Source organism: Timaviella obliquedivisa GSE-PSE-MK23-08B, assembly GCA_019358855.1.
Taxonomy (GTDB): Bacteria; Cyanobacteriota; Cyanobacteriia; order Elainellales; family Elainellaceae; genus Timaviella; species Timaviella obliquedivisa.
The window spans coordinates 14,588-31,028 of the sequence record JAHHII010000004.1; the positions used below are offsets into that span (position 1 = coordinate 14,588).

The following is a 16,441-nucleotide window of genomic DNA, read 5'->3' on the forward strand; positions in this document are numbered from 1 at the left end:
ATTAAATCTAGAGTTAGGCTTTGGCGCAGAATGCATACGGGGGTCTGTACTTACTTGGGTCTAATATTCCCATCCTGTTTAGCGAAACCTCCAAAACTCTGAGTGGGCTTGTTAAGTTGTGAACACGTTGTTTCTATTCTTTATGTAAGACAATTAGAGACACTTGATAAAGTGCCCCTAGAGAAGTGAATGATTTTTTTAGACTAATTCTGGCTGCTTTTTGAGTTCTGCGGGTTCTGCCTGAGGTTCGTCTTGGGGTAAGCCCAATATTCGTTGGTACATTTTGACGTATTCAACTGCTGATTTGTCCCAGCCAAAGTCTTGGGACATTCCCCGTTGCTGAAGTTCTCGCCATTCATCTTTGAACTGGAAGGCTTCCCAAGCTCTGACCATGCAGGTATAGAGGTCGAGAGGTTCGTAGCGATCGAAACAGTAGCCCGTTCCAGTATGCTCCGACGGCACGAAATGCTGGACTGTATCCACTAAGCCGCCTGTGCGGCGGACAATGGGAACGCAGCCATAGCGGAGGGCGAGAAGTTGACTGATGCCACATGGCTCGAACCGAGATGGCATGAGGAATGCATCGGAGCCAGCATAGATGCGGCGGGCAAGGGTATCGTTGTGCAATAGGTAGGAGGAAACGCGACCGGGGTAGCGGGAAGCTATTTGCCAGAGTTGGGTTTCGTAGTAGCGATCGCCTGTCCCTAGCACAATGAACTGAGCATCGGTGTAAGCGATGAAGCGATCCATCATTTGAATCACTAAGTCCAGCCCTTTCTGCTCGACTAAACGAGAAACCATGCCCACCAGGAATGCTTTAGAGTTGACTTCTAGCCCTAACTCCTCCTGCAACGCAATCTTATTGGCAGTGCGTTGATCAAGAGTATCGGCGGTAAAGGGTGTAATGCTGCGATCGGTGGCAGGGTTGTATAAATCGCGATCGATACCGTTTAAGATTCCGGTCAGTTTGCCGCTAATAAATGACAGCAGTCCTTCCATCTGCTCCCCATAGGCAGGGGTCTGAATTTGCTGGGCATAGGTAGGAGATACGGTCGTGACCAGATTGGCAGACTGCACCGCCGCCGCCAAGGTATTATGCCCTTGCATATACCAAGGGCACCAAGTTATCTGCTGCAAGCGCCAACGCCAAGGGCCCTGGTATGCCAAGTTATGAATCGTAAAAACAGTCGCAATGCTGGGATCTTCCTGCATCCAAACCGGAATCATGCCCGTATGCCAGTCGTGGCAATGAACAATATCAGGTTTCCAGTGGTTCCAGCAAAATTCTGCCGCACCATTAGCAAACAGAGTGAACCGCCAATCCTCGCCTTCCCCAGAATAGACGTTGCGAGGGGCAAAGGCAGGGTGCTTAAAGAGATAGAGTGGTACCTCTGCACCTAGCTTCGTTTCGTAAACGCTGAAGCTTTGGAACATGGCAGTGCCTTCCCAAACAGGTTCTTTAGACACCTTAACTTTGTCATCGACAAAGCCATAGTAGGGCATGAAGACGCGCACATCATGACCCATTGCACGTAAGACTTTGGGTAGCGCTCCCACCACATCCCCCATTCCCCCAACCTTGGCAATGGGAGCTGCTTCTGCTGCAACAAACAGAATCCGCATACTAATACCTCTGTCCCCGCGATAGATAAAACTAATGGAGCTGCCGCTCGCTAAGTCTCAATCTACAGTAAACCTGCGACAAAATATCGGCGTATTTTAGAGTGGCAATGCCATTAAGCGCCTCGTTGAACTTCAAGGAAGATAGCTTCAAGGATCTCGGTTGCGCCTTGTTGCCGTAAGCTGCGCGCGAGTTGGATGCCTAAGGCTTCGGCTTCGCTAGCAAGTCCAGTGACCGTATCTTTCACCATTTTTTGACCATCAACGCTGGCGACCAATCCGGTGAGAGTCAGAGATTCGCCGTTGATGACAGTATTGACTCCGATAGGAACTTGGCAGCCGCCCTCTAACTCACGCAGGAAGGCGCGTTCAGCATAGCAACGTTGAGCAGTGGGTTGATGTTCTAGAGCTTTGAGAATTTGTAGGACTTCTTCGTCATCGCTGCGACATTCGATGCCTAGTGCGCCTTGACCGACGGCGTGAAGGGAGATTTCAGGGGAGATGATTTGATGAACCCGGTCTGCCATATCGAGGCGCTGCAGTCCGGCGACTGCCAGAATGATGGCATCGAATTCGCCAGAGTCGAGTTTCTGGAGGCGGGTGTTGAGGTTGCCCCGAATGTCTTTGAAGGTGAAGTGGGGGTAGTGATGGCGAAGCTGTGCCAGCCTCCGTAGAGAGGACGTACCGACGATCGCCCCTGCTGGCAGAGTATCAAGCTGCTTGTCTTTATGCTTAGCATGAACCACTAACCCATCAGCCGGATCTTCGCGCTCGGTGATGCAGCCCAGCATCAGACCTGCGGGTAGGTTGGTGGGCAAATCTTTGAGGGAATGGACGGCAAAATCGGTATCGCCTTGGAGCATTCCATTTTCGAGTTCTTTGGTGAAGAGACCTTTATCGCCAATTTTGGCGAGGGGCACGTCGAGGATTTTGTCGCCCTGCGTACTCATGGTGTGGACTTCAAACTTGCGATCGCCAAAATGTTTCTGCAATTCGGCTTGCACCCAGTGAGTTTGGACTAAGGCGAGCTGACTTTTACGAGAGCCGATCCGGATGGGACGAGGAGGACTTGCGACCATTTGTAAATCAATGTTTAGAAACACTGCGAAAGGTAAATAAGCCTGGGCTTTAAGACACTTAGTCAGTCTACCTTAGTCAGGGACGTTGAGGAGACGAGGGAAAAGTTTGTAGGTTGCCAGGGTAGGATGCGCTATAACTTAAAACGTTTCCCTGCTGTACTCAGGATGCCTTTTCCTGGTTGAATGGGGATATAAAAAATCAATTTTTGTTACGGCAAGGGTAACTATGTATATTGTGCAAATCGCCTCGGAATGTGCCCCGGTCATTAAAGCGGGCGGTTTAGGAGATGTAGTTTATGGACTAAGTCGTGAGTTAGAAGCTCGCGGCAACACTGTAGAACTTGTCCTGCCAATGTACGACTGTATGAGATACGACCACATTTGGGGCATTCATACTGCGTATCAAGATTTGTGGGTGCCTTGGTACGATGGGAGGATTCATTGCACAATATATTGTGGCTGGGTTCATGGGCTACTTTGCTTTTTCATTGAGCCGCATTCTCAGGATAGTTTTTTTCACCGAGGCAAGGTTTACGGCGACTCGGATGATAATATGCGGTTTGCGTTTTTTAGCAAAGCAGCATTGGAGTTTTTGCAGCAGAGTAGTAAAAAACCTGATGTGATTCATTGTCATGACTGGCAGACCGGGTTAGTTCCAGTTTTGCTGTACGAAGTTTATCAGCATCATGGGATGGCGTATCAGCGAGTTTGTTACACCATTCACAACTTCAAGCATCAGGGAATAGCGGGTGCTGAGATGTTGGCAGCAACAGGGTTGAATAATACGGCGTACTATTTTGACTACAGCCGTCTTCAAGATAATTTTAATCCGTTTGCACTAAATTTCATGAAGGCTGGCATTGTTTATTCAAATTATGTCACGACGGTTTCGCCACACCATGCTTGGGAAGCAAGGTTTACAGAAATTGGCTATGGATTAGGGCATACCTTAGAGTTACACCAAAATAAGTTTACTGGTGTATTAAACGGGATTGACTATACGGTGTGGAATTCGGAGGCTGATCATTACATTTCTGATTCTTACACTGCTGAAAATATTGAGGGTAAGGCTAAAAATAAGAAAGCTTTGCGCGATCGCCTTCTCCTAGAAAATTCTGATAAACCGATCGTTGCTTTTATCGGTCGTTTAGATGAACAAAAGGGTGTACACCTGGTTCATCATGCTATCTACTACGTGCTTCAAAAAGGCGCACAGTTCGTCTTACTAGGTTCAGCAACTGAAGCCAGTATTAATGATGTGTTTTGGCACGAGAAACAGTATTTGAACGACAATCCTGACTGTCATTTAGAGTTGGGCTTTAACGAAGAACTATCTCACCTCATCTATGCAGGGGCAGACATGATTATTGTTCCCAGTAATTATGAACCCTGCGGATTGACGCAAATGATTGGGATGCGGTACGGCACGGTGCCAATTGTGCGGGGTGTGGGTGGACTTGTGAGTACGGTATTTGATTGGGATTATGACCCTAATCATCCGGTGGAAGAACGCAATGGGTTTGTGTTTTATCAGACTGACTTTCGTGGGTTGGAGTCGGCAATGGATCGGGCGATCGATTTGTGGAACTTTGCGCCTGAGCAGTTTGAGGCGTTGGCAATTCAGGGGATGAATTGCGATTATTCTTGGAAGCAATCGGCAGAAACCTACAGCAACATTTATGAGTTTATTCGACACAAGTAAACTGATTCATCTGGTCAGTCATCTGCTCAAACCCAACCTGAAGGGGTGCAATTAGAAAGATTTTCAACCATTGCTTGAGCCATTTGAAACAGATCAACTGCGATCGAATCTGTAGTAAATCTGAAAATATGTGGAAAGATTCTAGCTATCAGATTGAGCAGTGTATTCTGCAGAAAGATTCCACCTAAGTACCGAATTTAGGGTGTTATGCCGAGTCATTCTCTCTACTTACCTCCCATGGGATCTGAGGTGGAGACCTTCAGTCTAATAATAGTGATACGGCAAACCTATCTGTAAATACGGCAAACCTATCTGTAAGTATAATAAGGGACTGATGTATGTGCGCTACTGAAATAGCCTCAAATTCTTGTTGAGGAGTTCTTAAGATAGTGTTTACGTGATTAGGTTTAGGTTGGCTAAATTGGTAAGGTATCAGTTAGCCTGCGTCAATACCTTCCCACATTTGAGAAAGTGGGATTCTTTGCCCAGAGGTTGCCTGTTGCAAAGCTCTACGTAAACTTGCTTTTATATCTTCCACTGATGTATCGTCTGGATCTTGCTCACATTCTTCTGTCTGCTCAGAATACAAAATAATCACTCGAACAGTCCCTTGAGCCGTCAAGGGCACAGGCTCATGGAGGGAAAGATTCCCTTGTTCATCTACAACACCTGTGACTTCAACTGCCCTCACCATTACGACCTCAATCCATCTAGATTAAGAATAACTGACTCTCAACAGGATTGCATACCTTCTTCCAGCAGAAATCTAACTCATCTATGCATTTCCATAGAACTCATTCAAAATGTTACGGATTTCCTTAATACTGATATCCTCACGCTCTGACTTTGAGTAAATTGTTAAGAGTAGTACAGACGTTGGTGACTCAACCTGATATACCAAACGGTATCCAGCACTTTTACCCTTCTGGATATCCCGGTTCTTAACTCTTGTTTTGAGCACAACATAGCCTTCACCAATTCCTGTAAGGCGATCACCAACAAAATTGCCTATCTGCAATTCCTGAACCACAGCTTGAATATCAGAACGGATACTACGATAGCGCTTTGCCAAATCGCGAAGACTCTGCTGAAACTCGGGAGTTAGATCCACTCGTACAACAGATTGCTGGCTTTGTGAATTAGATGGAGGATCAAGTTCTTTATCAGGATTTTGCTCACTCTGCATAGTGCTCACTCTGGTTGATAATCAACGGCAATTGTTAACAGAAAAGCTCCTAGCCGTCTTGCTTCGATAGCAGTTAAATCACGAGGTATCACTACTTGGGCAAGAAAATCAGATCGGAGTGGAAAAGAGAGAGTTAAACCACTAGATGCCATTGTCTCAGCCCCCCGTTTCTCTGACGTTTTTGGAGCGCCCTTGCTTAAACGTTCTTGAGGAGTCACCCTTTCATTAGATGGCCTGGCACGGGATTTGCCATTTAATCTTCGTGGCTTGTATGTAGCAGGATCGTCCCGCCAGCTAACGAATTCTTGAATTGCCAGTACTACACGATTGCGGTACGTGTTAAGAGATTCAGGCGACACTGATACTGAATCATGGTTGGCTGTCCTATGCACCGCTAGATCGAGATCTACAGTGCGAATATCTCCTTCCTCAGCCTCAGATAAGTTAGCCATAAGCTTCAAGGCTGCTGAACGCCAGCCCCGAACAGTCTGAAATTTTATCAATCCTTTATCCGACACGTAGTCCAAGAATTTTAGGAAAGCTTCTTTTGAATAATTGGTACTCATGATCCTTACCAGAAACTAAAGATTAGGTGATACGCCTCATTTATATCCAATTTTTCTTAAAAGATTAAGATCAAGATCAAAAATCCGTCTTTTATCCTACAAGTCAAAGCTTGGCTCACTAGATTTCGTTCTGATCTTGTCTGACAACATAGGTATCTCCAATGTCCCGTAGCGGTCTAGCAATTCAAAGACAGCGGACGGATGAAAGCTGCTGGTGCTGAGTTTAAGGCTACTTGCTGTCGCTGACTTGAGCCGTTATGCACAATCTTTCGATAAATGCGATCGCCCTCATCCATCTAAACGTCCTCACCTAAGATCTAGATGCATGGCAACAAACCTCTGTTTCTCGGCATTACAAGACTGAACCGTTGCTTCAAAATTTGTGATATGAGCAATACTGGTAGCTAACTAGCACTTAATTGGGTCATACAGATATGGAAGTACGCGGTATTGGCACACCCCGTCTAGAGTGGGCAGGCGATTGTCTCGTCATTGGCATGTTTGAAGACGCGATCGCATTAACCGAAGATTTGGCAGAACTTGATCAAAAGCTTGTGGGCACTTTAGCAGAACTGATTGCCGAAACAGAGTTCAAGGGCAAAGAAGGCAGCAGCGCGATCGCTAGAGTCGGCGGCGGCAACCCTGTTCGCAAAGTAGCGATCGTAGGATTAGGCAAACCTGAAGCGCTCAACCTAGAAAGCTTGCGGAAAGCAACGGCAGCAGCGATTCGTTTGGGCAAGAAAGAAAAATGCAAAACCCTGGGTCTAAGTCTGCCGATGTGGAACAACGAGCCAGCGCTAACAGCACAGGCATTGGCTGAGGCGATCGAACTGACCCTGCACCAAGACACTCGCTTTAAATCTGACATAGAGAATAAAGAAATAAAGCTAGAGCAAATTGAGCTATTAGGGCTGGCTGGGCAAGAGGCTTCGATCCATCGGGCGCGGCAAATCTGCGCAGGTGTTGTTTTGGCAAGAGAGTTGGTCGCTGCTCCTGCCAACATCGTCACGCCTGCATTTATGGCTGAGACGGCAGAGGCGATCGCTCATGAATATGGACTAGAGCTAACCGTACTGGAAAAAGCTGACTGTGAGAAGCTGGGAATGGGGGCGTTTTTGGGTGTGTCTCTAGGATCGGACCTGCCGCCTAAATTTATTCATCTTGTTTATAGACCGACGGACACGCCTCGTAGAAAGGTAGCGATCGTGGGCAAAGGCGTTACTTTCGACAGTGGCGGCTTGAACATTAAGCCCACAGGCAGCGGCATCGAAATGATGAAAACCGATATGGGCGGAGCGGCTGCAACTCTAGGGGCTGCTAAAGTCGTGGGTTTGCTGAAGCCAGATGTAGAAGTCCATTTTATTAGCGCTGTGGTTGAGAACATGATCAGCGGTCGGGCAATGCATCCGGGCGATATTCTGACCGCTTCTAATGGCAAAACCATTGAGGTCAATAACACCGATGCTGAAGGTCGCCTAACATTGGCAGATGCCTTGGTGTACGCCGATCAGTTGGGGGTCGATGCGATCGTTGACTTGGCAACTTTGACCGGGGCTTGTGTTGTTGCCTTGGGCGAAAACATTGCAGGCATGTGGACTGAAGATGAAGCGATCGCTGCTCAAATCACCCAAGCTTCCAACCTTTCCGGCGAAAAGTTTTGGCGAATGCCCATGGAAGAAAAATACTTCGAGGGCTTGAAATCGGTTGTTGCCGACATGAAGAACACAGGACCTCGTCCCGGTGGAGCCATCACCGCCGCCCTATTCTTAAAGCAGTATGTGAAAGATACGCCGTGGGCGCACTTGGATGTGGCAGGACCCGTTTGGACAGATAAAGAATATGCTTACAATAACGCTGGAGCAACTGGGTTTCCGGTTCGCACCTTGGTTAACTGGGTTTTGAGTGAAGGATAGGCAGCAGTTTAAGCTGAATCAACATCTCTCAAAAATGTCATAAAAGATTCAAGAGGAGTGATACGATCTTCACTTTGGAGTCTAAAATAAGAGACTGACCAGATATTAGAACTGGTTGATAACAGTTCGCTAGCCATTCACAGGAGCAAGATTTTCAGGCATGATTAAACTGCGCTTAAAGCGGTTCGGAAAGAAATTTGAAGCGAGCTACCGCATTGTCGCCATGAACAGCGATACTCGCCGCGACGGTCGCCCCCTTGAAGAACTTGGTTTTTACAACCCCAGAACTGACGAGGTTAAATTAGATGTTCCCGGTATCATCAAGCGCCTTCAACAGGGCGCACAGCCTACCAGAACAGTGCAAAGCATTCTGCGGAAAGCCAATGTGTTTGAACAGTTGAAGGGTGAAGATACGAATTCCGTCGCAGATACGAATTCCGTCGCTTAGTCGTTTAGTTGTTCAGGTAACCGCCTTGTCAGAAACAGAAACTCCCCTCCCTCAGACCATCGTCATCAACCCCGACTACTGCGGATTAGTCACCTATTTGGTGAAGCCGTTCTTAGAATCGCCCGATTCTCTGAAAGTTGACTGCGAAATTTCGCCCCGCTCGTCGCGAGTTCTGGTGCGAGTGGCTTTTGAGGGAGAGGATAAGGGGCGGGTATTTGGACGGGGCGGGCGTAATATTCAAGCCATCCGGACGGTGTTGCAGGCGATCGCTCAGGTCGCAGGGCAAACTGCTCACCTCGAAGTTTTTGGTGGACAGCCTGAGCGTGAAGAAGGTTCAGACGATCGCAGAGATGATTGGCGACCCGACGACCGACCAGAGTCATCCTCGCCTAGAGCGGCTTCACCCCATAGTCCGCCTAAGCCGCGTCCACGTTTCAAAGAATAATGCTTGAGAATAATTTTGAGTTCCCCTCGTAGAAGGTTGAATGGGAACATCCCTCACGATTGAGTTTCCAAACCCTGATAGCGCGATCGCCATGACAGGCTTTCAGGAAGAAAATCTTAAGCTTCTGGCTCAGCAGACCGGGGCAAAGATTGTGTTGCGTGGGCAAGCGCTTGTTATTTCAGGAACCGAGAACCAGGTGGATCAGGTCGATCGGTTAGTGCGATCGCTGGAGTCTTACTGGGGACGAGGGAAAGCGGTCACCGGAGTCGATATTGTTACGGCTCGACATGCGCTCAATCATCAAAGCCAAGACGAACTTCAAGAACTTCAGCGCGATGTGATTGCACGCACTCGTCGAGGAGAGGAAATTCGAGCAAAAACTTTTAAGCAGCGGCAATATATTCAAGCCATCCGCACCCATGAAATGACTTTTTGCTCAGGTCCAGCAGGGACAGGCAAGACTTTTTTGGCAGCAGTAGTTGCCGTTCAAGCACTCATGGCTAACCAATATGAGCGGATTGTTCTAACCCGTCCGGCGGTTGAAGCTGGAGAAAAGCTAGGTTTCCTCCCTGGTGATTTGCAGCAGAAGATTGATCCTTATCTGCGTCCTCTCTACGATGCTCTGAACGAGATGATGGATGCGGAAAAAATTCCTAACCTGATGGAGCGAGGCATTATTGAGGTTGCGCCCCTAGCCTACATGCGAGGTCGGACGTTGAATAACGCCTTTGTGATTTTGGATGAGGCGCAGAATACAACGCCCTCTCAGATGAAGATGGTCTTGACTCGGCTGGGGTTTCGATCGCGTATGGTTGTAACAGGCGATACCACGCAAACTGATTTACCTTCTCATCAACAGTCGGGTCTGGCAGCAGCTAAGCGGATTTTGAAGAATGTAGATGGGATCGCCTTTTGCGAACTAACGAAAGCTGACGTGGTGCGCCATGCCTTAGTACAGCGAATTGTAGCGGCATACGAGGAGCATGAGAACCAGGACTAATTTCTGGAGATCGCCCTACTTTTGTCCTACTGGTCACAGCCCACTACTTCAACGTCAGAAACTTTTCTAGTGCCGTAGACATGGCTGGAGGCCAGCGACGAACCTGGGTCACCCAATCAATTTTCTTATAGCGTCGGTCTAACCCTACTGCCGCCACCCAGTTACTCTCTGCCTCACCCCGATCGCCACTTGCCCACAGTGCTGCAGTCAAAGCTGCTCGCATATCGGCAAAGTTAGGATATTTACGCACCAGGTTTTTCATTTGACGAATCGCTTCGCTGGTTTCACCCAGTTGGTACTGCGCTAAAGCATAGTTGGCGCGGGCAAAAACATATTGGGGTGCCATATCTACTGCTTTTTTATAGTCGGCGATCGCCTCATTCCATTGCCCTAGTCCGCCTTTAGCATTGCCCCGATTGTTGTAGGCTGCCGGATCATTCGGATCTAGTTCAAGGACGTGGTTGTAGTCGGCGATCGCTTCATCCCATTTGCCTAAACCTTCTAAAGCCGCGCCCCGATTCAGATAAGGGTCAGGAGCATTGGGCGCAAGTTCCATCGACTTTTCGTAATCGGCGATCGCAGCTTCGAGCTTGTTCTGGCTGACTCTGGCGTTGCCTCGGTTGCTCCAAACCGCAGGTTCCTCTGGAAGCTGTTGAATTAGATCACTCCAATAATCTTCAGCAGCAGCAAAGTTGCCCTTGTTCGTGGCTTCAAACGCTTTAGAACGTAAATCTTCCACTAATTCCAGATTTACCGGAGAAGTGATAGTCGGGTTGATTGCGGCAGAAGCCATAGCCTGGACAGGCAGAATACTCAACCAGGTCAAAAGAATTAAAAATATAGAGGCTAGAAATGTCATCATGCGCTTATCATGCCAGGTTTTTGAAGGCAGGACAATCAGCATTTAACTTACGAACCTAAGCTAACCCGCTGCTGCTTGACGGTTTGAATCTCCTGTAAAAGCACCTCGGTTTCTGCTTGAAGGTGAAGCAGTTCAACTTGGTGATTCGCTTGGTAGGGAAGTTTCTGAGAATTTTCTAGGGACACGCTATTTGAAGCAAACGTGGAAGCTGAGGGAGAGACAGCAGATGTAGAGAACTGCACTGTACGATCGTTAATCAAAGGTTGACTAGTCATTTTTACTTATTCACACCACGGGTTTATTCTATCTTGTTTACTCGCCTTGATTGTATTGAATCTTTAAATAGGCGATTCTGAAGTTGTGAAGGTTCTTGAACTGGCTTAATTTAAGCCAGTTTTTAGGCACCTTGGCTTAGTTAACTTGAGGAAGGGTGCGGTTATCATCAATCTGTTGGCGGATTTCGCTACTCAGTCTGTGAAGTTCGGATTGAGCGATCGCCCGTTGCTCTCCGGAGTTCAGCCATTTTAACTGTACAGTCAGATTTTCTGCCTCAGCATCTCCCAAAATTAGGCAAGCTGCTGCGCCCTTGCGATCTGCCCGCTTAAACTGTTTACCAAAAGCACTGCCGCTCAGGTCAAGTTCTGCCGAAAACCCCAGTTGTCGCAAAGTGTGGGCAATCTTTAAGGCTTGTGCCTCAGCACGATCGCCCTTCGACACCACATAAAAATCTAGCGTCGGAGCCTTGGGGGGTTGGAGTTGCTGCATCAAAATCACCAGCCGCTCTAGCCCACTTGCCCAGCCCACCGCCGGAGTTTCAGGGCCGCCCAACTCTTTCACCAATCCATCGTAACGTCCGCCTGCACAAACGGTTGCCTGTGCCCCCAGGTCATCGGATTGGATTTCAAAAACGGTGTGAGTGTAGTAATCCAGCCCACGAACTAGCTTGGCATTGATGTTGTAATCAATGCCCAAGTCGGTTAGCAACTGCTGAACTTGTTCAAACCGTTTTTGAGAGGTGGGACTGAGGTGAGCATGAATGCTCGGAACATTTTGTAGAATGTCTTGGGTTTTTTGATCCTTAGTATCCAAAATGCGCAGGGGGTTGCGAGTCAATCGATCTTGGGAGTCGGGATCAAGATCGTTCTGGTAGGGCGTGAGGAAAGCCACGAGGGCTTCACGGTATTGCAGACGATCTTGCCGATCGCCAATGGAATTAAATTCTAAACGCAAGTTCTTTAGCCCAATGGCTTTGAGTAAATCGTTGGCGATCGCAATCACCTCAGCATCGGCACGGGGATCAGCGCTCCCCAGCGCCTCAATGCCTACTTGGTGAAACTGTCGCTGCCGTCCTGCCTGAGGGCGCTCATAGCGAAACATGGGACCTGCATACCAAAGCCGTTGAATTTCGCCCTGGGCATGGAGATTATGCTGCACATAAGACCGGACTAATCCTGCTGTTCCTTCGGGTCGCAGGGTTAGCGAACGATCGCCCCGGTCTTGAAAAGTGTACATTTCTTTGCTGACCACATCAGTCGCTTCGCCAATGCCCCGCTCAAACAAATCAGTTTGCTCAAAAATAGGGGTACGAATTTCTTGATAGGTGGCTTTGCCAAAAACCTCACGGGCGATCGCTTCGATCTGTTGCCAGTACTGGATTTCGTCAGGCAAAAGGTCGCGCGTTCCGCGAGAGACTTGAATCAGACTCATGGTGCTCTTAATCTACAAAAGGCTTATTGAACGGGTTCCCAGGGGGCATAGCGATCGCCATAATAAGCCAAAATCTGCTCGACTCGACGACAAGATTCTTCATTTGCCTCCGGACCATACTGAATTGACAGCCCACCCGCTTGACTTTTAAGATACTCAAACTGCTGAGAAGTTTGGGGTAATACCTCTACCTCTACTCCTGTCACCTGCCGCAAATGAGCCTCTATTTCCCGGTAAATAGCAAGGGGCATTTGGGGCGATGACCATTGGCTAGGTGTCATAATTTATACCTCTAGCTGGGGAGAAACTGGGTGGGGAGCGATCGGTAGAGTGCAGCAGTTGACTTCATCAATGCAAACTTTACCCCATTGCAATGCCCAACGAACCAATGCCACACGATTGCTGGTTGCTGTCTTGGTCAAAATATTACTGATGTGATTATCGACAGTTCGCTTACTAATTTCTAGATCTTCAGCAATTTCCTGGTTGGTCAAGCCTGCGGATACAAGTTCAACAATTTGTAGTTCACGGGCAGAGAGATTCCCACTGACCTGAGCCTCCATCCCCGTTGTCATGTTTTCCATCTGTAATATGTATATTTACCTACCGTCTTTTACCATTCTAAAGGCATGATTGAGATAAAGGCAGTGTTAAGAAAAACGTTTCTCTACACTACTCCTTTCTCTACACTACTCTAAGTACTCGGCAAGGATTGCCTGCGGCGACCACGTTACTAGGGATATCTTGCGTTACAATGCTGCCTGCTCCAATGGTAGTGTTATTTCCAACCTTTACGCCAGGGCAAAGAATAGCACCACCGCCAATCCAAACATCATCTCCAATGGCGATCGGTGCAGCCATTTCTAATCCAGACCTTCTGGTTTCGGCATCTAAAGGATGATATGCCGTGTAAATTTGAACTCTGGGAGCTAGCAGGACGTTGCGACCAAAATAAACAGTGTTGCAATCTAAAATAATGCAGTCGTAGTTAATGTATAAATTCTCTTCTGCGTAAATGTGGCAGCCATAGTCACACTGGAAAGGGGGCTGTACTTCAAAGTTTTGACCGATCGCCCCAAAAAGAGCTTGAATAATGTCCTCTCTTTTTTTAACCTCGTCAGGGTGTGAGGTATTAAAAGCATGGAGGAGATTCTTAGCTTTTTTGTACATGCCCTTAAGTTCAGGATCAGTGGCTAAGTAGGGCTCATTTGCCAGCATTTTTTCTCGCTCTGTCTTTGCCATTTTTCTAATTCCAAAGTTGACGATCGCTGCAATTGAATTTTTAGCCAATTTCTAAGCAGTGGTTCTGTTCCACTCAATCTAACGCACTGGCAGTTCTGAGTTAGCGCCTGAATTAACCTTTCTGTATTGAGCCACCAGAAGGTTATCTTCAAGACATACCTTAACGAGTCAACGTGTTACTGTCACTGTATTGTAGGGCTTTAGTTTTTTGTATGGCATCTTATTTTTTTAACTAAAAGGAGCCTTATGCATCGGTTCCAAATTATTGCTCATACCCAAACGGGCGAATCTATTGGTTTGGTCGGTTCTACTGCTGAACTCGGATTATGGGATGTCGCCAAATGTATTCGGCTTCAAACTACTGTCGATCGCTATCCCCTGTGGTGGACGGAAGCAGAGATCGATCTTCAATATGTTTGCAGTTCGACAGGTGAGATTGCCCCTGAAACTGTTGGATACCCTGAAACCGTTGAGTATAAGTATGTGCGTTTGGGTGCAGAAGGCAGCGTGGAATGGGAGCCTTTTAGCGAACACCGCTGGATTGCGATCGCTCCTGAAAACCAGTCTCAGAATTTGGTAGTCGATGATGGTGCTTGGGGTTATTGGCAGCCCTATCCCTTTGGATATGTGGAAGCGATCGCAGAACCTGCTGCTGAAGTGCGCCCAAATCCTGACTCTAAAGGACTCAAAATTGTAGTGATTGGCAGTTCTGTGGCGTGTGGGCATAAGGCTTGGTTGTTAAACGGCTGGGTAAGCCAGTTAGGGCAGACCTTGCAGCAACAGTATGGTCATCGTCTGGTGAACGTATCAGAAGTAGGGACGAACGTTAGCAGCACGATTGCTCGGTTCGCATCAGTCGTTACACCTGAGCAACCAGATGTTGTGATCATTGCCTTATCTCTAGGCAACGAAGGGTTAGCCGATTGTCCTGCTCACCAATGGCGGGCAGTGCAACGGCGGTTTGAAAGCGGGTTGCAGCAGCTTGTAAAAATGACGCGCGAACTGGGAGCCTATCCAATTTTGGGTGGTGTTTATCCTCATGGCAACTATGCGAGCGAACACAATGAGTTACTTCAAGAAACTCATCGCCGGATGTTAGGTTGGGGCATTCCGGTGCTGGATTGGTTAGCCGCAGTAGACAACGGGCAGGGAGCCTGGAAAGTTGGCACTTCTTTTGATCCGGCACATCCCAATACAATCGGTCATCGCTTGATGTATGAGGCGATCGATCTGCGCTTATTCGAGATGAACCCAGAAGAATTGGTAAAAGAAAAACAGCGCTTTCAGCAACCTGACGAAGTATTGGTATATCAAGATAGCGAAGAGTTTCAGATCTTTGCTTACCCTCAAGAGAACCAGTTGCGAATTCGCAATGCCTCACCCTACGCTTACACCATCACGCCTACCTGGCAGTCATTGCAAACTGCACTGCAACATCAAGCTAGATTAATGTCAGGTCTTTATGTTGCAAATCATCATCAGGCAGGAGTTCTTCCTTTTTTTGCTGTGCAAGCGGATGGAGCGATCGAAACAACGATCTCTATTCCTCCGGGTGCTGACCTAGAATATAGCGCAGCGTTCAATCTCTTTTCGCCTCACAATTCACAGTTACTGTTTTATGACGGAAATTTGGGGATCTTAAAACAAGACGATAATCGCATCCGAGTCATCAATGAATCGACCAACGAATATAACATCCAGCCCATGTGGCAAGAGGTTCGCAATGCACTAAAAGCAATGCCCATGGGTGTGTACGAAGATGCGCTTGACCCTGATGTACCTTTCCGTACTTTAATGATTGGTAACGGTGGTTTGGAAAGTCGAGTTAAATCTCCACCTAGATCTGCCTTGCTGTTCCAATATAAGTGCGAGCTATCAGACATTAGCCGTGTTGCTATTCTTCCCTTAGGCGATCGCTGTGCCGTTCGCATGATGTTGTACAAGATGGAATATGATGGCCCTGCTTTCCCGTTCGATCTAACGCGCACGACTGAAATTAGTGACGTTGCCGACATGGTCGAATCCCGGTTCTATGACATGTGGAACCCGGATTTTTTAAATTACAGTGCTGATGCAGGTCGAATCTATCACCGGAAGTGGACAGGTCTATCTTTTGCCCATGAGATTGACGAAAAGGATGATCCACTCCACGATATGACTCCCGTTCATGAACGAATGCGCGATCGCTATACAGCCCGTGCTGGCAGATTTTGGTATGCAATCCAGGAGTGCGATAAGGTGCTTTTTGTGCGGACAGGCATTAGCGATCGGGGTGGCGTCATAGATCTAGTCAATAAGTTAGGAAAACAGTGCAACGGGAGACCCTTCCACCTCTTGCTCCTTTCTCCCCAATCCTCCGATGAGTTTGCGAACCTACCCCACGTATTGCACCACGACGTTGAGTTTAATCCCGATCGGATGTATGAGGACTTAGGGCATTGGAAATATTGCGCAGAGGTAATGCGCGGCATTCTAGAATCGCTAGGAGTCTCAAGCAAAAACCTGTTTTGGTGTCCGCCTAAGCTTCCAGAGGAATAACTTGATGAATGAACTGGCTCTTCCGTATCTGGACGGCGATCGTACATTATAAATCCAGCCAACCTTGCTAAAGATTGCTCTAGCCGCTTGGCATCCACATCAACCTACTTGCTAGGGGTAGGGGCTGAAGTCT

The 16,441-nt window shown here is 47.7% G+C and carries 17 protein-coding genes; 6 read left to right on the plus strand and 11 right to left on the minus strand.

All coding sequences use genetic code 11. The features are described 5' to 3' along the window. Window positions 1-198: 198 nt before the first annotated feature. The gene (gene glgA, locus KME11_08350; GenBank protein ID MBW4515220.1) at window positions 199-1,623 is read right to left on the minus strand and encodes a glycogen synthase GlgA; all 1,425 of its coding nucleotides are present in this window, start codon (window positions 1,621-1,623) and stop codon (window positions 199-201) included. Window positions 1,624-1,736: 113 nt separating this feature from the next. Beyond that, a complete protein-coding gene (hemC, locus tag KME11_08355; GenBank protein MBW4515221.1) occupies window positions 1,737-2,699 on the minus strand; it encodes a hydroxymethylbilane synthase in 963 nt (320 codons plus the stop codon). Between the two features lie 226 nt (window positions 2,700-2,925). Between hemC and glgA (KME11_08360) the strand changes: the two genes are divergently transcribed. Next, entirely contained in the window at window positions 2,926-4,401 is a 1,476-nt protein-coding gene (glgA, locus tag KME11_08360; protein MBW4515222.1) for a glycogen synthase GlgA, read from the plus strand. A gap of 436 nt (window positions 4,402-4,837) precedes the next feature. Here glgA (KME11_08360) and KME11_08365 read toward each other — a convergent pair whose 3' ends face one another. The 3 genes from KME11_08365 to KME11_08375 all read right to left on the minus strand — a co-directional run bounded on the left by KME11_08365 (window position 4,838) and on the right by KME11_08375 (window position 6,153). Next, on the minus strand, window positions 4,838-5,092 hold the full coding sequence (locus KME11_08365; protein MBW4515223.1) for a hypothetical protein: 255 nt from the start codon (window positions 5,090-5,092) through the stop codon (window positions 4,838-4,840). Between the two features lie 84 nt (window positions 5,093-5,176). Then, on the minus strand, window positions 5,177-5,587 hold the full coding sequence (locus tag KME11_08370; protein ID MBW4515224.1) for a type II toxin-antitoxin system RelE/ParE family toxin: 411 nt from the start codon (window positions 5,585-5,587) through the stop codon (window positions 5,177-5,179). A 5-nt stretch (window positions 5,588-5,592) separates the two neighbouring features. Then, window positions 5,593-6,153, minus strand: coding sequence for a hypothetical protein (locus KME11_08375; protein MBW4515225.1), 561 nt, complete (start codon window positions 6,151-6,153; stop codon window positions 5,593-5,595). 434 nt (window positions 6,154-6,587) lie between these two features. Between KME11_08375 and KME11_08380 the strand changes: the two genes are divergently transcribed. The 4 genes from KME11_08380 to KME11_08395 all read left to right on the plus strand — a co-directional run bounded on the left by KME11_08380 (window position 6,588) and on the right by KME11_08395 (window position 9,959). Then, window positions 6,588-8,066, plus strand: coding sequence for a leucyl aminopeptidase (locus KME11_08380; protein MBW4515226.1), 1,479 nt, complete (start codon window positions 6,588-6,590; stop codon window positions 8,064-8,066). A gap of 160 nt (window positions 8,067-8,226) precedes the next feature. Next, window positions 8,227-8,514, plus strand: a complete 288-nt coding sequence (rpsP, locus tag KME11_08385; GenBank protein MBW4515227.1) for a 30S ribosomal protein S16 — start codon at window positions 8,227-8,229, stop codon at window positions 8,512-8,514. Between the two features lie 58 nt (window positions 8,515-8,572). Next, window positions 8,573-8,959: a KH domain-containing protein gene (locus KME11_08390; GenBank protein ID MBW4515228.1), complete on the plus strand. Its 387-nt coding sequence runs from the start codon at window positions 8,573-8,575 to the stop codon at window positions 8,957-8,959. 40 nt (window positions 8,960-8,999) lie between these two features. Continuing rightward, entirely contained in the window at window positions 9,000-9,959 is a 960-nt protein-coding gene (locus tag KME11_08395) for a PhoH family protein (protein ID MBW4515229.1), read from the plus strand. A gap of 43 nt (window positions 9,960-10,002) precedes the next feature. On the opposite strand, the gene KME11_08400 is transcribed toward KME11_08395, so the two are convergent. From KME11_08400 to KME11_08425, 6 genes are all read right to left on the minus strand, one after another. Next, window positions 10,003-10,821 carry a tetratricopeptide repeat protein gene (locus tag KME11_08400; protein ID MBW4515230.1) on the minus strand — a complete coding sequence of 273 codons (819 nt, stop codon included), beginning with the start codon at window positions 10,819-10,821 and terminating at the stop codon, window positions 10,003-10,005. A gap of 47 nt (window positions 10,822-10,868) precedes the next feature. Next, window positions 10,869-11,096: a hypothetical protein gene (locus KME11_08405; protein ID MBW4515231.1), complete on the minus strand. Its 228-nt coding sequence runs from the start codon at window positions 11,094-11,096 to the stop codon at window positions 10,869-10,871. A 136-nt stretch (window positions 11,097-11,232) separates the two neighbouring features. Then, window positions 11,233-12,528, minus strand: coding sequence for a histidine--tRNA ligase (gene hisS / locus KME11_08410; GenBank protein MBW4515232.1), 1,296 nt, complete (start codon window positions 12,526-12,528; stop codon window positions 11,233-11,235). 23 nt (window positions 12,529-12,551) lie between these two features. Then, entirely contained in the window at window positions 12,552-12,809 is a 258-nt protein-coding gene (locus KME11_08415; protein ID MBW4515233.1) for a hypothetical protein, read from the minus strand. Between the two features lie 3 nt (window positions 12,810-12,812). Beyond that, window positions 12,813-13,103 (minus strand): helix-turn-helix domain-containing protein, encoded by a 291-nt coding sequence (locus KME11_08420; protein ID MBW4515234.1) that lies wholly within the window; start codon window positions 13,101-13,103, stop codon window positions 12,813-12,815. Between the two features lie 109 nt (window positions 13,104-13,212). After that, window positions 13,213-13,770 carry a sugar O-acetyltransferase gene (locus KME11_08425; protein ID MBW4515235.1) on the minus strand — a complete coding sequence of 186 codons (558 nt, stop codon included), beginning with the start codon at window positions 13,768-13,770 and terminating at the stop codon, window positions 13,213-13,215. Window positions 13,771-14,016: 246 nt separating this feature from the next. Here KME11_08425 and KME11_08430 point away from each other — a divergent pair, with 246 nt between their 5' ends. Next, window positions 14,017-16,308 carry a lipase gene (locus KME11_08430; GenBank protein ID MBW4515236.1) on the plus strand — a complete coding sequence of 764 codons (2,292 nt, stop codon included), beginning with the start codon at window positions 14,017-14,019 and terminating at the stop codon, window positions 16,306-16,308. The last annotated feature ends 133 nt before the right edge of the window (window positions 16,309-16,441 follow it).